This window comes from Streptococcus rubneri (genome assembly GCF_004785935.1).
In the GTDB taxonomy this organism is placed as follows: domain Bacteria; phylum Bacillota; class Bacilli; order Lactobacillales; family Streptococcaceae; genus Streptococcus; species Streptococcus rubneri.
The window spans coordinates 242,379-259,509 of record NZ_SRRP01000001.1 but is presented as its reverse complement, the minus strand read 5'-3'; the positions used below and the strand labels follow the sequence as shown (position 1 = coordinate 259,509).

Annotated in this window: 13 protein-coding genes, 1 tRNA gene and 1 other RNA gene; 3 read left to right on the top strand and 12 right to left on the bottom strand. The window is 40.5% G+C overall.

The genetic code is table 11. From position 1 onward, the window contains the following. The first annotated feature begins 143 nt into the window (after nt 1-143). Nucleotides 144-1,400, top strand: a complete 1,257-nt coding sequence (locus E5S68_RS01405; protein ID WP_135782046.1) for an ISL3 family transposase — start codon at nt 144-146, stop codon at nt 1,398-1,400. Between the two features lie 51 nt (nt 1,401-1,451). Here the strand turns inward: E5S68_RS01405 and pyk are convergent, their stop codons facing one another. The 3 genes from pyk to E5S68_RS01390 form a co-directional block, all read right to left on the bottom strand. Then, the gene (gene pyk, locus E5S68_RS01400; protein ID WP_125335414.1) at nt 1,452-2,957 is read right to left on the bottom strand and encodes a pyruvate kinase; all 1,506 of its coding nucleotides are present in this window, start codon (nt 2,955-2,957) and stop codon (nt 1,452-1,454) included. A 60-nt stretch (nt 2,958-3,017) separates the two neighbouring features. After that, nucleotides 3,018-4,031 (bottom strand): 6-phosphofructokinase, encoded by a 1,014-nt coding sequence (gene pfkA, locus E5S68_RS01395; RefSeq protein WP_125335411.1) that lies wholly within the window; start codon nt 4,029-4,031, stop codon nt 3,018-3,020. An 83-nt stretch (nt 4,032-4,114) separates the two neighbouring features. Further along, a complete protein-coding gene (locus E5S68_RS01390) occupies nt 4,115-7,216 on the bottom strand; it encodes a DNA polymerase III subunit alpha (RefSeq protein ID WP_135782045.1) in 3,102 nt (1,033 codons plus the stop codon). 323 nt (nt 7,217-7,539) lie between these two features. On the opposite strand from E5S68_RS01390, the gene E5S68_RS01385 reads away from it, so the two are divergent. Next, a complete protein-coding gene (locus E5S68_RS01385) occupies nt 7,540-8,931 on the top strand; it encodes an amino acid permease (RefSeq protein ID WP_135782044.1) in 1,392 nt (463 codons plus the stop codon). A 92-nt stretch (nt 8,932-9,023) separates the two neighbouring features. Here the strand turns inward: E5S68_RS01385 and E5S68_RS01380 are convergent. From E5S68_RS01380 to dnaG, 7 genes are all read right to left on the bottom strand, one after another. Beyond that, a tRNA-Ser gene (locus tag E5S68_RS01380) sits at nt 9,024-9,111 on the bottom strand. 140 nt (nt 9,112-9,251) lie between these two features. Continuing rightward, nucleotides 9,252-9,599: a transfer-messenger RNA gene (ssrA, locus tag E5S68_RS01375) on the bottom strand. A gap of 76 nt (nt 9,600-9,675) precedes the next feature. Continuing rightward, entirely contained in the window at nt 9,676-10,476 is an 801-nt protein-coding gene (locus E5S68_RS01370) for an ABC transporter ATP-binding protein (protein ID WP_135782043.1), read from the bottom strand. 9 nt (nt 10,477-10,485) lie between these two features. Next, on the bottom strand, nt 10,486-11,193 hold the full coding sequence (locus E5S68_RS01365; protein ID WP_135782042.1) for an ABC transporter ATP-binding protein: 708 nt from the start codon (nt 11,191-11,193) through the stop codon (nt 10,486-10,488). 150 nt (nt 11,194-11,343) lie between these two features. After that, nucleotides 11,344-11,673: a metal-sulfur cluster assembly factor gene (locus E5S68_RS01360; RefSeq protein WP_135782041.1), complete on the bottom strand. Its 330-nt coding sequence runs from the start codon at nt 11,671-11,673 to the stop codon at nt 11,344-11,346. 284 nt (nt 11,674-11,957) lie between these two features. Continuing rightward, entirely contained in the window at nt 11,958-13,070 is a 1,113-nt protein-coding gene (rpoD, locus tag E5S68_RS01355; RefSeq protein ID WP_129822197.1) for an RNA polymerase sigma factor RpoD, read from the bottom strand. Nucleotides 13,071-13,072: 2 nt separating this feature from the next. Continuing rightward, nucleotides 13,073-14,866, bottom strand: a complete 1,794-nt coding sequence (gene dnaG / locus E5S68_RS01350) for a DNA primase (protein WP_135782040.1) — start codon at nt 14,864-14,866, stop codon at nt 13,073-13,075. Nucleotides 14,867-15,106: 240 nt separating this feature from the next. On the opposite strand from dnaG, the gene mscL reads away from it, so the two are divergent. After that, nucleotides 15,107-15,487: a large conductance mechanosensitive channel protein MscL gene (gene mscL / locus E5S68_RS01345; RefSeq protein WP_135782039.1), complete on the top strand. Its 381-nt coding sequence runs from the start codon at nt 15,107-15,109 to the stop codon at nt 15,485-15,487. Nucleotides 15,488-15,589: 102 nt separating this feature from the next. Here mscL and rpsU read toward each other — a convergent pair whose 3' ends face one another. Together rpsU and gla are read right to left on the bottom strand one after the other, a co-directional pair. Next, nucleotides 15,590-15,766: a 30S ribosomal protein S21 gene (gene rpsU, locus E5S68_RS01340; protein ID WP_000048054.1), complete on the bottom strand. Its 177-nt coding sequence runs from the start codon at nt 15,764-15,766 to the stop codon at nt 15,590-15,592. Nucleotides 15,767-16,245: 479 nt separating this feature from the next. Further along, on the bottom strand, nt 16,246-17,115 hold the full coding sequence (gene gla / locus E5S68_RS01335) for an aquaglyceroporin Gla (RefSeq protein WP_135782038.1): 870 nt from the start codon (nt 17,113-17,115) through the stop codon (nt 16,246-16,248). Between the last annotated feature and the right edge of the window lie 16 nt (nt 17,116-17,131).

The window sequence follows — 17,131 nt, the reverse complement described above, 5'->3', positions numbered from 1 at the left end:
TTAGAAAACAAGGTTTTTTAGGCTCTATAATTTCTGTAGTGGGTAAAACCACCATAGGAATTATGGAGTCTATTTTGTTGTAGAAAAAAAGCCCCATAAGACCTATAATGAAAAGTGACCAAACCATCATTAGAAAGAATCTTATGGAACAATTAAATTTTATCACAAACATACTCGGAATTAAAGACAAGAACATCATAATCTTGGATTATCTGGATTCTGGAACACATAAAGAAATCATCGCTAAGCTAGATTACCCTACACCTAAGTGTCACAGCTGTCATGGACAAATGGCTAAATATGACTTCCAAAAAGAATCCAAAATTCCCTATCTAGAGTGTGCGGGCTACAAGACTCTCATTCGATTGAGAAAACGACGTTTTCGTTGTAAAGTCTGCGGGAAAATGGCAGTTTCAGAAACCTCCTTAGTCAAGAAGAATCACCAGATCGCAACCATCGTCAAACAGAAAATCACTCAAAAATTGATTGAGAAAGTCCCTATGACTAGCATAGCCGAAAGTTTATCCGTCTCTACTTCAACAGTTATTCGTCAGTTACATAAATTTAAATTTAAGACTAACCTTAACTACCTTCCAGAACATATGAACTGGGATGAGTACGGCTTCAAGAAAGGTAAGATGAGCTTTATTGCACAGGACTACGATACAAGAAAGATCGTGGCTATCCTAGATGGACGGACTCAAGCAACTATTCGCAATCATTTCCTTCGTTATTCTAAACAAGTGAGAAGTTGCGTGAAAGTCATTACTATGGACATGTTTAGTCCCTACTACGATATTGCCAGAAAACTTTTTCCAAATGCTAAAATCGTTCTTGATCGCTTTCACATTGTCCAGCATCTCAGTCGAGCAATGAATCGCGTACGCATCCAAATTATGAATCAGTTTGATCGAAGATCACACGAATATAAAGCACTGAAACGTTACTGGAAACTCATTCAACAGGATAGCCGTAAACTCAGTGATAAACGATTTTATCGACCAATTTTTCGGTCACACTTGGCCAATAAAGAGGTTCTAGAAAAGTTGCTTTCATACTCTCAAGAACTTAGACAGCACTATGATCTCTATCAACTCCTACTCTTTCATTTTCAAGAGAAACAGACGGACCATTTCTTTAGTCTTATTGAAGAAACAATTTCTTCTGTAAATCCTATTTTTCAAACTGTATTTAAGACCTTTTTGAAAGATAAGGACAAGATCATGAATGCACTGGAACTTCCCTACTCAAACGCAAAACTTGAGGCCACAAATAACCTCATCAAAGTCATCAAGCGAAATGCTTTTGGCTTCCGGAACTTTGACAACTTTAAAACTAGAATTCTAATTGCTTTGAACATCAAAAAGGAGAGAACCAATTTGGTCCTCTCCAGGTTGTAACTTTTCATCAACCCACAACAGTTGACAAAGAGCCGTTTTTTATTGGTTAGATTAACGGACTGTACGGATACGCATTGTGTTTGTACGAACAGCTTCGCCAAGTGGCACACCTGCAACGATAACGATATCGTCACCAGATTCTACAAGACCTGCTTCAACTGCTTTACGTTCAGCGATTTCGAACATATCATCAGTTGATGATGGAGCTTCAGTCAACATTGGGATAACACCCCAGTTCAACATCAATCCACGCTCTGTCAATTCGTCGAATGTCAATGCCAAGATATCAGCATTTGGACGGTATTTAGAAATCAAACGAGCTGTGTGACCAGTCTTAGTAAGGGTCACAACCAATTTGATATTCATTGAGTTAGTAGCGTCTTTAACAGCTGAAGCCATAACTTCTGTCTTAGAGTTACGTTCGAAAGTATCTGAGTTCAAACGTCCGTATTCGTTAAGAAGAGTTTGTGCGTTCTTGTCAATTGTAGCCATTGTTGTTACTGACTCAAGTGGGTATTTACCATTTGCTGACTCACCTGAAAGCATAGTTGCGTCAGTTCCGTCGATAACAGCGTTAAATACGTCTGATACTTCTGAACGAGTTGCACGTGGTTTTTCAGTCATTGTTTCAAGCATGTTTGTTGCTGTGATAACAACTTTACCCGCTGCGTTCACTTTAGTGATGATCATTTTTTGGTAAACTGGAACCATTTCGAATGGTACTTCGATACCCATGTCACCACGAGCGATCATGATTCCATCAGCAGCTTCAATGATTTCATCCAAGTTATCGATACCTTGTTGGTTTTCGATCTTGGCGAACAATTGAACATGACCGTTACCAGTTTCTTCACAGATGGCACGAACTTCGTTCACGTCTTTTGCAGTACGTACGAATGAGATCGCGATGAAGTTGATACCTTGTTCCAAACCAAAACGGATATCATCGTTATCGCGTTCAGCAAGAGCTGGGAAAGGAATTTTCGTATTAGGGATGTTCACACCTTTTTGTTTAGCGATCACACCGTCATTTTCAACTTCACAAACGAATTCACGAGTTGCGTCGTCTTTTTCTACAACACGAAGACCCAATTTACCATCGTCAACCAATACTTGGCGACCAACTTCAACGTCATCGTAGATATCAAGGGCACCTGCAACGTTCAAAGCAATCACTTCACGAGTTGATTTGATTCCTTGTTTAGTTGCAACACGGATTTTTTCACCAGTTTTGTATGAATACTCCTTAGCTTCACCTTCGAACAATTCAGTACGGATTTCTGGTCCTTTAGTATCAAGAAGGAAACCAACTTTTTTACCTGCAAGTTTTTCTGCAAGTTTAACAGTTGCCATACGTTCACCTTGTTCTTGGTGGTCACCGTGTGAGAAGTTGAAACGGAAAGTGTTAGCTCCTGCTTCAATCAATTTAGCGATGTTTTGTGCTGAAGCTTCAACGTCAAGTTTTTCACCCCAATATCCGTCATCACCAAATTTTTTACCACCACGGATTTCTACCGCAGGACCTAAGGTTGCAACGATTTTTACACGTTTGTTCATGATTTCTATGACTCCTTTTAAAATACACTGTCTTTTTAGACAAATTTTAACAAATAACTATTAAATAGAAGATAAGCTACGGTTCAACTCTGCAAGGTTCAAGTCAGCCTTGTGAGGGTTGTTCACTTTGATTTTACCGTCTTCAGTCAAGCTAAAGAGAGCACCTTCTTCTGCACTACCAAGAATTGGGTTTTCCACCATTTGTTCATTGCGGATACCAACAGCTACACCACCGATACCAGCTTTCAACAACTTAACAGCATGTGCACCCAAACGTGAAGCAAGAACACGGTCACGCGCAGTAGGTGAACCACCACGTTGGATATGTCCAAGTTCAGTTACACGAAGATCGCTTGTATCTCCAGCATCTTTCAAAGCTTTACCAAATTCAGCAGCAGACATTACACCTTCAGCAAGGACGATGATGTTGTGTGTACGACCTTTTTCGTAGCCCTTCTTGATGCTTTCAACGACATCCTCGATAGCAAAGTCTTCTTCTGGAATGATAATTTCATCCGCACCAGAAGCAATCCCAGACCAAAGGGCGATATCCCCGGCATGACGTCCCATTACCTCGATAACGAAAGTACGATGGTGACTAGATGATGTATCGCGGATCTTATCAATCGCGTCCATAACAGTTGTAACAGCTGTATCAAATCCGATTGTAAAATCTGTACCAACGATATCATTATCAATTGTCCCAGGAAGTCCTACAGCTGGGAAGCCATGTTCTGTCAAACGCATCGCACCGTGGTATGATCCATCACCACCGATAACGACGACACCTTCGATTCCATGTTTCTTCAACTGCTCGATCCCTTTTAATTGACCTTCGCGTTCAGCAAATTCAGGATAGCGAGCTGAATGAAGCATCGTTCCACCACGAGAAATAATATCTCCAACTGATGAAGCATCCAATTGATGGATATCACCAGCAACCATACCAGCGTATCCATTATAGATACCAAATACTTCCATTCCTTCAGAAATTGCTTGGCGAACAACTGCACGGATAGCGGCATTCATTCCAGGGGCATCTCCACCACTGGTTAAAACAGCAATACGTTTCATTTCGTTATCTGCTCCTTTTTTCTTTAACATTCCTATTAATTATAACACAAAGAAACGCAAAATTCTCCTATTTTCCATAGATTTTACCGATAAATCGTTTTCATAGCAATGCTTGCCAACTCATTTTCTAGTTGCTCGTTTTTTTGGACAGATAATCCTTTTAATTGAATGGTTTTTTTCTCATCCTCATAGCGAATGACGACGGGGTAAGGTCCCGGAAATTCCTTCAAGATATCCAGCACCTTACGATCATCCTCATGATCGAGTAATTGGATCCAAAAACGTTCGTTCGTCGCTTCTTGAACTTCTGCCAAAACCATTTGAAGGCGTCCATCACGTGCCTGTATCCTTCCTTTAAGGTAATAGAAGCCCTTTTCTTTGATTGTCTTACCATATTGACGATAAGTCTCTGGAAAGAGGGTGACATCCAATTTCTTACGTAAATCAGACACCTGTAGGAAGGCCATGTTTTCTCCATTTTTAGTTCGGATAGTCCGAATAGACTGGACTTCAACTAAGACGGTAGCTTGTTCTCCTTCACTAAGAGAATAGATGGGACGAATAGATTCTGAACTAGTAGCCGCAATTTCTACTAAAGGATGAGGGCTAAGACCAACACCAATGATAGCCTGCTCCATCTCATATTTTTCAGCCTTGCTGAAATCTTTGGCCTCTATCCAAGAATAGTTTGTTTCTCCAAAGAGACTCCCTAACTCATCCGCAAAGACAAATAGATTCGGTAAATTCTGGAGAACTTTTTTTCTATTTTTTTCAAAGCCATCAAACAGGCCTAACTCTACCAAAGGAGTCAGGAGAGGCAGTTTGTGATACTGCATCGGCAATCGTAAAATAAAATCCTCAATGCTCACAAAGGGGCGGTTTTCAATAATCCAATAAGCTAGGTCCTTTGGAAGACCCTTAATATTTTTCATTCCCAGGTAAATCTTTTGGTCTTGAAACTTGTCCTTATACGGAATCGTATTGATGGATAAAGGTGCCAATTGAAAATCGAATTGAAGAGCATCTGTTAGGTAGTCACTACTAGAATAATTGAGCATGACATCAAAAAAGACATCTGGATAGTGGGCCTTGAAATAAGCTAACTGGAAGGCCAAGGCTGAGTAGGCATAGGCGTGTGATCGGTTAAAACCATAACCTGCAAATTTTTCCATGATAGCAAAGACCTGCTTAGCTTTTACTTCACTATGTCCCAACTGAATAGCTCCTTGCACAAAATCATCTTCCATCCGGTGCATTTCAGCTGCATTCTTTTTCCCCATGGCCCGTCGAAGAATATCGGCTTTCCCAAGACTAAAACCTGCAAAGGTCTGAGCTACCTGCATAACCTGCTCCTGGTAGAGCATAATGCCATAAGTAGGCGTCAAAATCTTTTCCAGGCTCGGGTCAATCATATCGATCCTTTCTTTCCCATGCTTGCGTTTGACAAAATTATCAATATAGTCACTAGCCCCTGGTCGATTTAAGGACGTCGTCGCAACGATCTCTTCAAAACAATTGGGTTGAACTCGTCTAAGCAAACGAATCGCTCCTGACTGCTCAAATTGGAAAATCCCTTTTGTATCCCCCGCTGCGAACAAGGCTAAGGTTTCTGGATCTTCTAAGGGAATCGCTTCAATTTGGATATCTTCTTGATACTTTTCCCAGACTCCCTCCTTCATCCGTTGAGCAAAGGTTAGATTTCGAAGCCCCAAAAAGTCCATTTTAAGCAGGCCATTGGCCTCTACACCGTGTGCATCATATTGGGTCAAGTTCATATCCTCTCCCATTTTAAGAGGAATCTGATTGGTCAGATCGTCATCACTCATGACCACACCCGCTGCGTGAATGGAAGTTTGGCGCGGTTGACCTTCGATTTTCTTTGCGATTTCAAATCCTTTACGGTATTCTGGTCGACTTTGGATGGCTTGTCGGAAGGATAGATTTTTCTCGTAGGCAGTGGTGAGGGTGTCCCGGAAGCCGATTCGTTTGGTCAAATTAGTTAACTCATATTCTGGTGTCCCAAAGCGCTTAAAAACGTCTCGAATGGCCTGCTTAGCTCCAAAAGTTGAAAAAGTAACAATTTGGGCCGCATGTGGACTACCGTAGCGGTCTCTCACATAACGAATGAATTCTGGTCGATAGACATCTGGAATATCAATATCGATATCGGGCATTGTGTAGCGTTCTAAGTTCAAAAAACGCTCAAAGAGGAGCTGGTTTTTAACAGGATCAATTCCTGTGATGTTTAGCACGTAAGCTACCAGACTCCCAACTGCCGAACCACGCCCCATTCCCATATAGTAGCCTTGGCTACGACCAAAGCGCAACAAATCCCAGACAATCAAAAAGTAATCATCAAATCCCATTTGATGGATCACCGACAATTCATTAGCTAAGCGTTCTTGATAGGCATCTTGGTCCAGGTCCTTTTCCTTCAAACCGGCTTGCGCCAACTCCCTTAACTCATCTACAGCTGGACGTTCCGGATTAAAGCGAGGAAGCTTCAATTCTGTGTCAATATCGTAATGCACATCTGCAAGGACCTCTTCCAAATGCTTGATACTACCTGGATAATTGTGGTCAAAGGCTTCTTTTAACTTTTCTGGTGAGAGGAAGACCATCGTTGGATCAACTGCTCCTATCTCTCTCAAGCTACTATTTTCTCGGATAGCATGGAGCATCTGTAAACTTTCCAAATCCTCTGTCGAGAAATAGCGCACCGTATGAAGAGGGAAAACAGGACGAGGCAAATCCTTCGTCGGGGTATCTGGGAAGACAGCAATCTCATACTCTACTCCCAAGTCTAGAAATTCAATCCCCTCAAAATAAGGAACTAGAATGGCTAGATCTGCCAACAAATGCTGGAAAGCCTCCCAATCACTGGTCCCCATCATCTTCAAGGTTGAAATCTTCATTAAATTTTTATAACCTTGTGTCCCCAAAGCGATTAGTCGGATGGATAAGGGGCCTTCCGAAAGCTGAACTTCCAGATCTAGACCCAAAACAGCACCCATTCCAGCCTTTTTGCATTCTTCTAAAAATTCATAAGCACCATATAGATTATCTACATCCATGAGACCAATCTGTTGGTAACCCATTTCTTTTGCGCGCTGAATATAGTCTCGAATAGAAACTAAACTGTCCATAAAGGTATAAACCGATTTTGTGTCCAGCTGTGTAATCACCCTGATCTCCTTCTTATCCGTTCTTTCCTTCTATTATACAGGAATTCAGGTAAAGAAGAAAATAATATTCTTTCTCTCCTTTTTATAAATTGAAGCTCGAACCTTTCCTACTTTTTAAAATGGAAAACAGGAAATTCCTTTAAGGAATTGACCAATTGAATCATTCATGATATAGTTGAAAAACGAATTGTAAGTTTATGAAAATTTGAAAAAAATTACTTTATTTTTTCATCTTCTCCCTTTATCCAGAAGTGAAAACTGCTTCAATTCGATAAACGGTTTTTTATTTTAAAATTACTATTAGTTCATTTGGAGGAATACCTATGTCAATTCAGTCATCTCAAAAGGAGAAGGATAGTAAGTCAGATAATGGAATGGTCCGAGGACTGCAAAACCGACATGTCCAACTAATCGCTATCGCTGGAACGATTGGAACTGGCCTCTTCCTTGGTGCTGGTCGATCTCTCAATCTGACGGGCCCATCTATCATCCTTGTTTACCTCCTGACCGGAGTGTTCATGTATCTCATGATGCGTGCTATTGGGGAGATGCTCTACATGGACCCTGACCAACACACCTTTATCAACTTTATTTCTAACTATTTAGGAAAAGGTTGGGGCTATTTCTCCGGTTGGTCTTATTGGCTCTCTCTCATCTTTTTAGGGATGGCAGAAATTACCGCTGTCTCTGATTTTATTCAATTCTGGTTTCCAAATTGGCCCGCCTGGCAAATCCAAATCATCTTTCTTATTCTCCTGAGTTCTGTTAACTTAATTGCCGTCAAGGTTTTTGGAGAAGTAGAATTCTGGTTTGGCATGATTAAGATAATTACCATTCTTGCCTTAATTGCTACATCTATTTTTATGCTAGTCACCCATTTTGAAACTCCTGTTGGACATGCCAGTCTCTCCAATATAACAACCGGCTTTCAGCTCTTTCCTAAAGGATGGGTCAGTTTTGTTATGACCTTCCAGATGGTCTTTTTTGCCTATCAGGCTATTGAATTTGTTGGAGTAACGACTTCTGAAACAGCAAACCCTCGCACCGTTCTACCAAAGGCCATCAAGGAAATTCCGATCCGAATTGTCGTTTTTTACGTTGGAGCCTTATTGGCACTGATGGCCATTGTTCCTTGGCAACAACTTCCTGAAAACAAATCACCCTTTGTTATGGTATTTAATATGGCGGGGATTAAATGGGCGGCTGCCTTCATCAATTTCGTAGTCTTAACTGCTGCAGCGTCCTCACTAAATTCAACCCTCTATTCAACTGGACGCCATCTCTATCAACTCGCTAAAGAAACCCCTAATAACAGAGTCATGAAAGCCCTCCATTTGGATCGTTTGTCTCGCCTTGGAATCCCTAGCCGAGCGATCATTTTCTCTGCGATTATTGTAGCAATTTCGGCCTTAATCAATGTCCTTCCGAGTGTGTCAGATGCCTTCTCACTCATTACCGCTTCTTCATCAGGTGTCTACATTGCCATTTATATCTTGACCATGCTAGCTCATTTGAAATACCGCAAGTCCAAAGACTTTCTTCCAGAAGGTTTTGTCATGCCTGCCTACAAAATTCTCAATCCTGTTACCATCCTCTTCTTTCTCTTTGTCTTCGTCTGTCTCTTCCTACAAAAATCAACTGTTATTGGTGCGATTGGAGCAAGCATTTGGATTCTTCTCTTTGGAATCTATAGTAACTGGAAACATAAAAACTAAAAGAACTCCCCGTTAGAAATACCTTCCATCGGGGAGTTTTCCAATTTTCAGACATAAAAAAAACAAGTTATCTCACTTGTTTCCTTTAATTACGGAAGACATGGGATTCGAACCCACGCACGCTTTTACACGCCTACCGCGTTTCCAACACGGCCTCTTAAGCCTCTTGAGTAATCTTCCAAACTAGTATCCATTATACGGAAAAGAAGGACCCCTGTCAACTAAAAAATAGGTAGAACCCAATCCAACACAATAAGTAAAAAACCGGAAGAGGCTATCCTTAATAAAAAAACACCGATTACTCGCTGTTTCTAATAGATATATGGAGCCGGTGGGAGTCGAACCCACGTCCAAACACCTGCTAACATATTTGTCTACAACCATAGGTTATGTATTATTTTAACAGTCCCTCGACACATAACTCAAGCCTAGGAACTGCGAGTCTATCAATCTCTTATCAAGCTGCTAGACAAAGCTTGATCGTATCTCGCTAATCATAAGACCTGTCATCAGACGCGAGCAATCCGAATCGGGTCACGCCTGCTGGTTTTTAGGCAGCTAGAGCGTAAGAAGTGTTATTTTTTGCAGTTATATTTAACTGAGCGTTTACGTCGCCACACGAGTCGCAAAATATGCCTCATAATGCCTGTCGAATCCGTAACGACCCCAAAATGATATATTTCAGTTTACCATTTTTTACGTAAAATGGCAAAAGAAAAAGAGGAAGTGCTTCCTCTTTCACTTTTATTGCAAGTTCAATTTATATTTGGTGACATAGCGGATTGTGAAGTACATCGGTATAATCTTCACAATTTCATAAATATAAGCTGGAATGAAATTAACAATATCCAAGTCGTCTAAAGTACTAGAGGTTAACAGTTTCAAAATAGACAGGGAATCAAGGTTCACAACAGGTAGTAGTTGTCCAATCAAACTCAGTCCAACCCAAAGGACAAAACCAATCACAATAGCCATCACAATTCGACTGTTGCTAAAGAGATGTCCAAGGGCAATCGCACAGTAAAGGAGCAAAATACCGGAAAGGGTGGTTAATAAATAATAGACTATAAATTGAATGATAAAAGAAGCTCCAAGATAGTCCATCATGGATCCTAAAATTTCAAACACATTCGTACCCTGGGATGTCCCAATAATGGCACTAACAATTGAAGAGGATAGGATAACAGTAAGAAAGCAGAACAGCGTCCAAATAAAAGCTGTAAAAATCTTAGCTAATAAGATGGAATGGGAGCCAACTGGGAGAGTCCATGTCAGATAGCCCTCTCGACCAAAAATATTATTATAAAAACGACGGATGATAATAAAAAAGTTGGTTAAGTTTAGAGCCACCATTCCAGCAAAGAAAATTCCAGTCATTACCAACTGGATAATTATTTTGGTGTTATTGGAGATAAAAGATGCTCCCGTAACCACATTTGATCCGATAACTCCCATGAAGATGGATAGTACCAAGCAACCCCCAGCTACAATCAAATACCATTTTGAAGTTGCTTTTAATTCATATTTCATTAATTTTCCAAACATAAAAGACTCCTAATACATTCTAAATTGTTCACGGAAGATGGCATCAATCGATTTACCATATTGGTTTCGAAGTACTGTTGTATTTTCATGCAACATGATCCGTCCTTGATTGATGAAGAGTGCCTCATCTAACACTTGTTCAACGTCCGCAATCAAGTGGGTTGAAATTAGAACAGATGAATTTGGTCGACGATTTTGGATAATAGTTCTCAGGATGTAATCCCGTGCAGCCGGATCCACACCACCAATTGGTTCGTCAAGAATATAGAGATCTGCCTCACGACTCATGACTAAGATTAACTGAACTTTTTCCTTATTCCCTTTCGACAACTGTCTTAAGCGTTGCTCTGGACGCAATTGTAAGTCCGTAAGTAATTTGTGGGCACGCGCTACATTGAAGTCTGAATAGAAGTCTTGGAAGAAGCGAATCGCCTCGGATATTTTCATATTCTCATCCAAGTAGGTTGTATCAGGTAGGTAAGAAATCACCTTCTTTGTTTCAATAGAAGGCCTTTGTCCATGAATATAGACATTCCCACTAGTTGGTTGCAACAAACCGTTTATTAATTTAATAATGGTCGTTTTCCCACTTCCGTTTGGACCAAGCAAACCAATAATACGACCAGGTTGGATATTCACGCTTACATCATATAAGGCCGTATGTTTACCATACAGTTTTTGAACATGATCTAAATAGACCAAAGGATACTGTGTCATATAATTCTCCTTAAATTGATTATTACTATATTATAACGTTCCTACAAATTGATTGCAACATTTTATAAAGAAACGTTACAGAATTGTAAGGTTATTTCATCTTCAAAATAAAGGTCATACAAAAAGGAGGCCCTACCTCCTTTTCTTTTTCTATTTAATCCCTAAGGCAATTCTAGCATAACGGCTCATCTTTTCAACCGTCCAAGCTGGGTACCAAACCAATTTCACATCAACCTTGGTGACTTCATCCATTCCAGTTAAGGCGTCATAAATTTGATCGGTCAACAAGTCTGCCAAAGGACAACCCATAGTCGTTAAGGTCATATCAATCTCTGTTGCACCAGTTTCACCATCGAAACGAATCTCGTAAACCAGGCCAAGATTGACAATATCAATTCCTAATTCTGGGTCAATGACTTGTTCCAGATTTTCAAGAATACGGTTTTTAATTTGTTCGATTTCTTCTGTCGTATAACTCATTCTTCACTCCTTCTTCACTTAGCTCAAGCTGATGAAGAATTTTTTTGTTTGGGACCAGTCTCTACATTCAACTAGTCCTTCATAAGATTTTCCTAACCGGCCTCGCTTTTAAATTTCTTAGTTTGGGTTGGACCAGGGTCGCTTTTGCATGTCTAGGCGACCGTTAAAAAGGTCCACAGGATCTAGACCACTCTCTTGTTTTTGGGTGGCCGTTAAAAAGAGCCACAGGATCTAGACCACTTTCTTGTTTTTGGGTGGCCGTTAAAAAGATCCACAGGATCTTTTTAATCCTCAATAAAATCTCGTAATGGTTTGCTTCTGCTTGGGTGGCGGAGTTTGCGGAGGGCTTTGGCTTCAATTTGACGGATCCGTTCACGGGTCACGTTAAAGACTTTTCCTACATCTTCCAAGGTCCGCATTTTCCCATCATCTAAACCGAAACGAAGACGCAAGACGTTTTCTTCCCGGTCGGTAAGGGTATCGAGGACTTCATCCAATTGTTCGCGTAGAACCACACGAGTGGTATAGTCTACTGGATTTTCAATCACTTCATCTTCGATGAAATCTCCCAAATGGCTATCGTCTTCTTCCCCGATTGGAGTTTCCAAAGAAACAGGCTCTTGGGCAATCTTCAAGATTTCACGCACCTTATCTGGCGTCATATCCATGCGTTCAGCAATTTGTTCCGGTGTTGGATCTTGTCCCAATTCTTGCAAGAGATTGCGTTGCTCACGAACCAACTTGTTAATAGTTTCCACCATGTGAACAGGGATCCGAATGGTACGGGCTTGGTCTGCAATGGCACGAGTGATAGCCTGACGGATCCACCAAGTGGCATAGGTAGAGAATTTAAAACCTTTGGTATAGTCAAACTTATCAACGGCTTTCATCAAGCCCATATTTCCTTCTTGGATCAAATCCAAGAATTGCATCCCACGACCAACATAGCGCTTCGCAATGGAAACAACCAAACGAAGGTTAGCTTCTGCAAGACGTTGCTTGGCTTCCAAGTCTCCTTGTTCCACCAAGATGGCCAATTCTTGCTCTTCTTCATTGGTCAAGAGAGGAACAACCCCAATTTCTTTGAGGTACATCCGTACAGGGTCGTTCACTTTAGCAGAATTGCTTCCAAGCAATTCCTCATCCGTCAACTCTGGTTCTTCCTCTTCGTTGTTCAAGACACGCGCACTTGGGTTTCCTTCCTTGTCCGTAATTGAGATACCTGCATCTTGGATTCGTTGCAATAAATCTTCAATTCCATCAGCATCCAAGGTAAAAGGAATGACCAATTGATCATTGATCTCATCGTCTGTTGCAGTACCACTTTTCTTATGACTACGAATAAACTCTGCAATTTGGACATCTAAAGTTGTGATATCTTTTTGTTCTTTCGCCATTCCTACTCCATTCTTCTTTTTTGAGCGATTAAGCGCTCGAGTTCCAATAAAGCCTGATCTGCATCTCCACTGTGAGAGGCTTCTCTGACTTTCTTTCCAATTTGTTGACTTTCTTTACGGAGAAGCTCACGATTTCTCGTCTCTTCTACTTCTTCTAACTCATGCTCAGCAATTTCATCCGGTAAGTCCTCTTCTAACATCCGATACCAAGCTCGCTGAACCTCCTCAGTTTGCTCTGACAAATCTTGAGAAGTTACTTCGCCATTTTGACATAGAAGTTGATACAAGACCTGCAAGGCAGGCGTATCAAAGGAAAAATCTGTCCGCAAGCGATAATCGTTCAAGATATAAGGGAAGTGACTCATGCGATGAAGCAAATGATTTTCAGCCCTTATTAATTGTGGCAATTGTCTTTGAAGGTTCCCTGAATGAAAGACGGGAGAGGGATTATTTTCCTGCTCCTGTCCCTGCTTTTGTCGCTGTTGACGCATCTGCAACCGACTAGCATTAACTATCTGCTCCACCTGTAAATAATCAAAATCTGATAATAAATCAGATAATTTGTAAATATAGGTATTTTGCGCCGTAACAGACGGGGTCTGAGCAATTAGAGGAGCCATCTTTTCAACAAATTCGATCTGCGCCTGCAAATTTTCAATATTGTCTGGCTTCCAATAATCCATGAGAAACTCAATCCGGCTGATCCGAGTTTTTTCCAAGAGGTCAGCTAGGGCTTGAGGCGAATTCTTTTGCAGGTACTCATCTGGATCCATCTGATCTGGGATTTGTACGATCTCTACCGTCTGTTTTTCTAGGATATCCAGGGCTTTTGCGGTGGCCAATCGTCCAGCCTTGTCTCCATCATAGGTCAGAATCACCTTCTTCGTAAAGCGACTTAAGTGCTTCACATGTTCTCGAGTTAAGGCTGTCCCCATTGAGGCTACCGCATTTTCGATACCTGCTCGATAAGCTGCAATGACATCCATGAAGCCTTCCATCAAATAGAGTTCGTGGGTCTTCTTCGCTACCTGCTTGGCTTTGTCCAAATGATAGAGTTCATAGCTCTTATTAAATAAGATGGTACTACGACTGTTCTTGTATTTCCCTTGAGGACCTGTCCCCTCCTCTTGCTCTCGCCATAAACGACCCGAAAAAGCAATGACTTGTCCCGAATCATCAGTCAAGGGGAACATAATTCGATCTTGAAAAGCATCATAAATAGTCCCTAAATCACTGATATGAAAAAGTCCAGAATCTGTTAAAATATTCTCTGCAAATTTACCAGATACACTCTTATACAGATAATTCCCTTCACCTGGAGCAAGCCCAATTTGAAAATGGCGAAGTACCTCATCATCTAGTCCTCGGTCAAACAAGTATTGCCGAGCTTCTTCTCCCATTTTTGTCGTCATCAAAATGGCATGATAAAACTTAGCCGCCTCCTCATGAATATCATAGAAGGGTTGCTTGGCATCGATGACCTGACTCTTCGCACCCACTTGAGGAAGGCTTTGAACAGCAATACCTGCTTGCTCGGCTATGATTTGGACTGCTTCCATAAAGGAGACACCTCTATAGTCTTCAATAAACTTGAATACATCGCCTGAGCGACCACAACCAAAACAATGATAAAACTGTTTGTCTTCAACGACATTAAAGGATGGTGTTTTTTCTCCATGAAAAGGACATAGGCCAAGAAAATTTCGTCCGGCCTTTGTTAGCTGAACCACTTCTCCGATTACATCTACAATGTTTACACTGTTTTTAATGTCAGAAATCAGTTGTTTGTCAACCATAAACAGTGCCTCCATTTTACCATAGAATATCATTTACTATTTTATACTAATTTTAGTCAATTGTAAATCATTCGAAAGGATTTTCATCCTCTTTTTCCTAATCCATTTTTTCTAGTTTTACTATTCTTTCACAATTAACGAACTTTTTTAAAATAATATGAGCATAATCATTGAACTCGACAAACTTTTTGGTTATACTATGGTCTGTAAAGAATTATTATGAAAGGACATATATAGGATATGTTGAAAGATTTGAAAAACTTCCTCCTTCGTGGGAACGTCGTAGACCTTGCTGTTGCTGTGATTATCGGGGCTGCTTTTGGAGCAATCGTAACATCTCTTGTTAACGATATCATCACACCACTTATTTTGAACCCAGCTTTGAAAGCTGCTGGTGTTGATAAAATCGCAGAATTGTCATGGAACGGTGTTGCATATGGTAGCTTCTTGAGCGCTGTTATCAACTTCGTAGTCATTGGTACTGTTCTTTTCTTCATTGTTAAGGCTGCTGAAAAAGCACAAAACCTTGGTAAAAAAGAAGAAGTTGCTGAGGAAGAAACTCCTGCTCCAACTCAAGAAGAGTTGCTTGCTGAAATCCGCGACTTGCTTGCAAACAAATAATCAGATAAAAAGACCCGATCTTCAAAAAAGAAGATCGGCTTTTTTTGTCTTCGCTTGAACAAGAGAAACAAAAAACAGACCGGAGTCTGCTTTTGTATTCAATTAGAATTTTTTACGTTTACGAGCTGCTTCTGATTTACGTTTACGTTTTACAGAAGGTTTTTCATAGAATTCACGTTTGCGTGTTTCTTGAAGAGTACCAGCTTTAGTAACCGCACGTTTGAAACGACGAAGAGCATCGTCAAGAGATTCATTCTTACGTACTACTGTTTTTGACATGTTTTTCACTCCCTTCAAGCCTAAAATCCTACTAATTTTATCACAGATGAGGAGTCTTGTCAAGATATTTTCACAGTTTTTTCTTACTAACAAAATATAAAAGACCATCTTTAAAAGCACTTGTAGATGATCATAAATCTATTATATATAGTTAATGATACAGCCTTACGATTTAGTCTTAATAAAATGCTTAACCAAGCAGATAACTGGAATCACTGTCACAAACATGTACAATAGACGGAATTAAACCAATTCTTCTCCCCTCAACATTTCGTTCACAGTCCCAAGGATGTAAAGATCTAGACCGAAATCCAAGTTTAGACAAATCCTGTATATTAGTAGAGGAACATTACCGTAAGAAAACTATCTGAACAAGTAATTTCTGGGCCTTTACTACTTGATAATTATATTCCTTCCTCATTTTTGGTACTACATACAAGAAAAAACTTTTCGCAGATTTCTACGAAAAGTTTGTTATATTATTTATAAAGGAAGCTAAAGAGGGCAATGGCAACGATTGCAGCCAAGATTGGTGCTACAACAGGTACCCAAGCGTACCACCATTTTGAATCTCCCTTGTTTTCACCCAATACAGATTTTGGAAGGAAGGCGTGAACCAAACGAGGACCAAGGTCACGTGCAGGGTTCAAACCAGGACCAGTAGGACCTCCAAGAGAAGTTACCAAAGCCATAACCAAGAATCCGAGCGCTAGGTGAGCAATTCCCAAGCCAGGAGCATGCGCTTGTGATAGAGCTAATTTTGCTGCTGTTGAAGTACCGTCAAACATTGCACCTTGTTCAGTTGCAGCTTTTTGGGCTAGACTAGCAACCTCTGCACCAAAGAAATTTTTCGTTAATCCAAGTGCAGCAAAGAAAAGGACGAATGATCCAGCAAACTCGTTGATGAAACCATTGATACTAGCTGCCTTACGTGATTCAGGAGTTCCTTTATCCAAACTAGAAATGGTTGAAAAAGTTCCCAAAATGTTGTTTGGATTTTCAGTCTGAAGGTAGTATGGACGGTGAGTCGCAACGACAACCAATTGTCCAAACATCGCTCCAAGAACTTGAGCAACGATGTAGTACAAAACATTTTCCCATGGGAAAAGTCCGCTAACTGCAAGTCCAAGAGTAAAGGCAGGGTTGATATGGTTTCCTGAGACATTTCCAAACATCAAGGCTGGAATCATTACACCCATTCCGTATCCGATTGCAATCACAAGCCATCCACTTTGATGACCCTTAGTACCCTTTAATTCTACGTTTGCAACGGCACCATTTCCTAAAATAATCAATAAAGCTGTTCCAAGAAATTCGGTAGCAACTTTAACCCAAAAATCAAATTGCATTTTTGTATAATCTCCT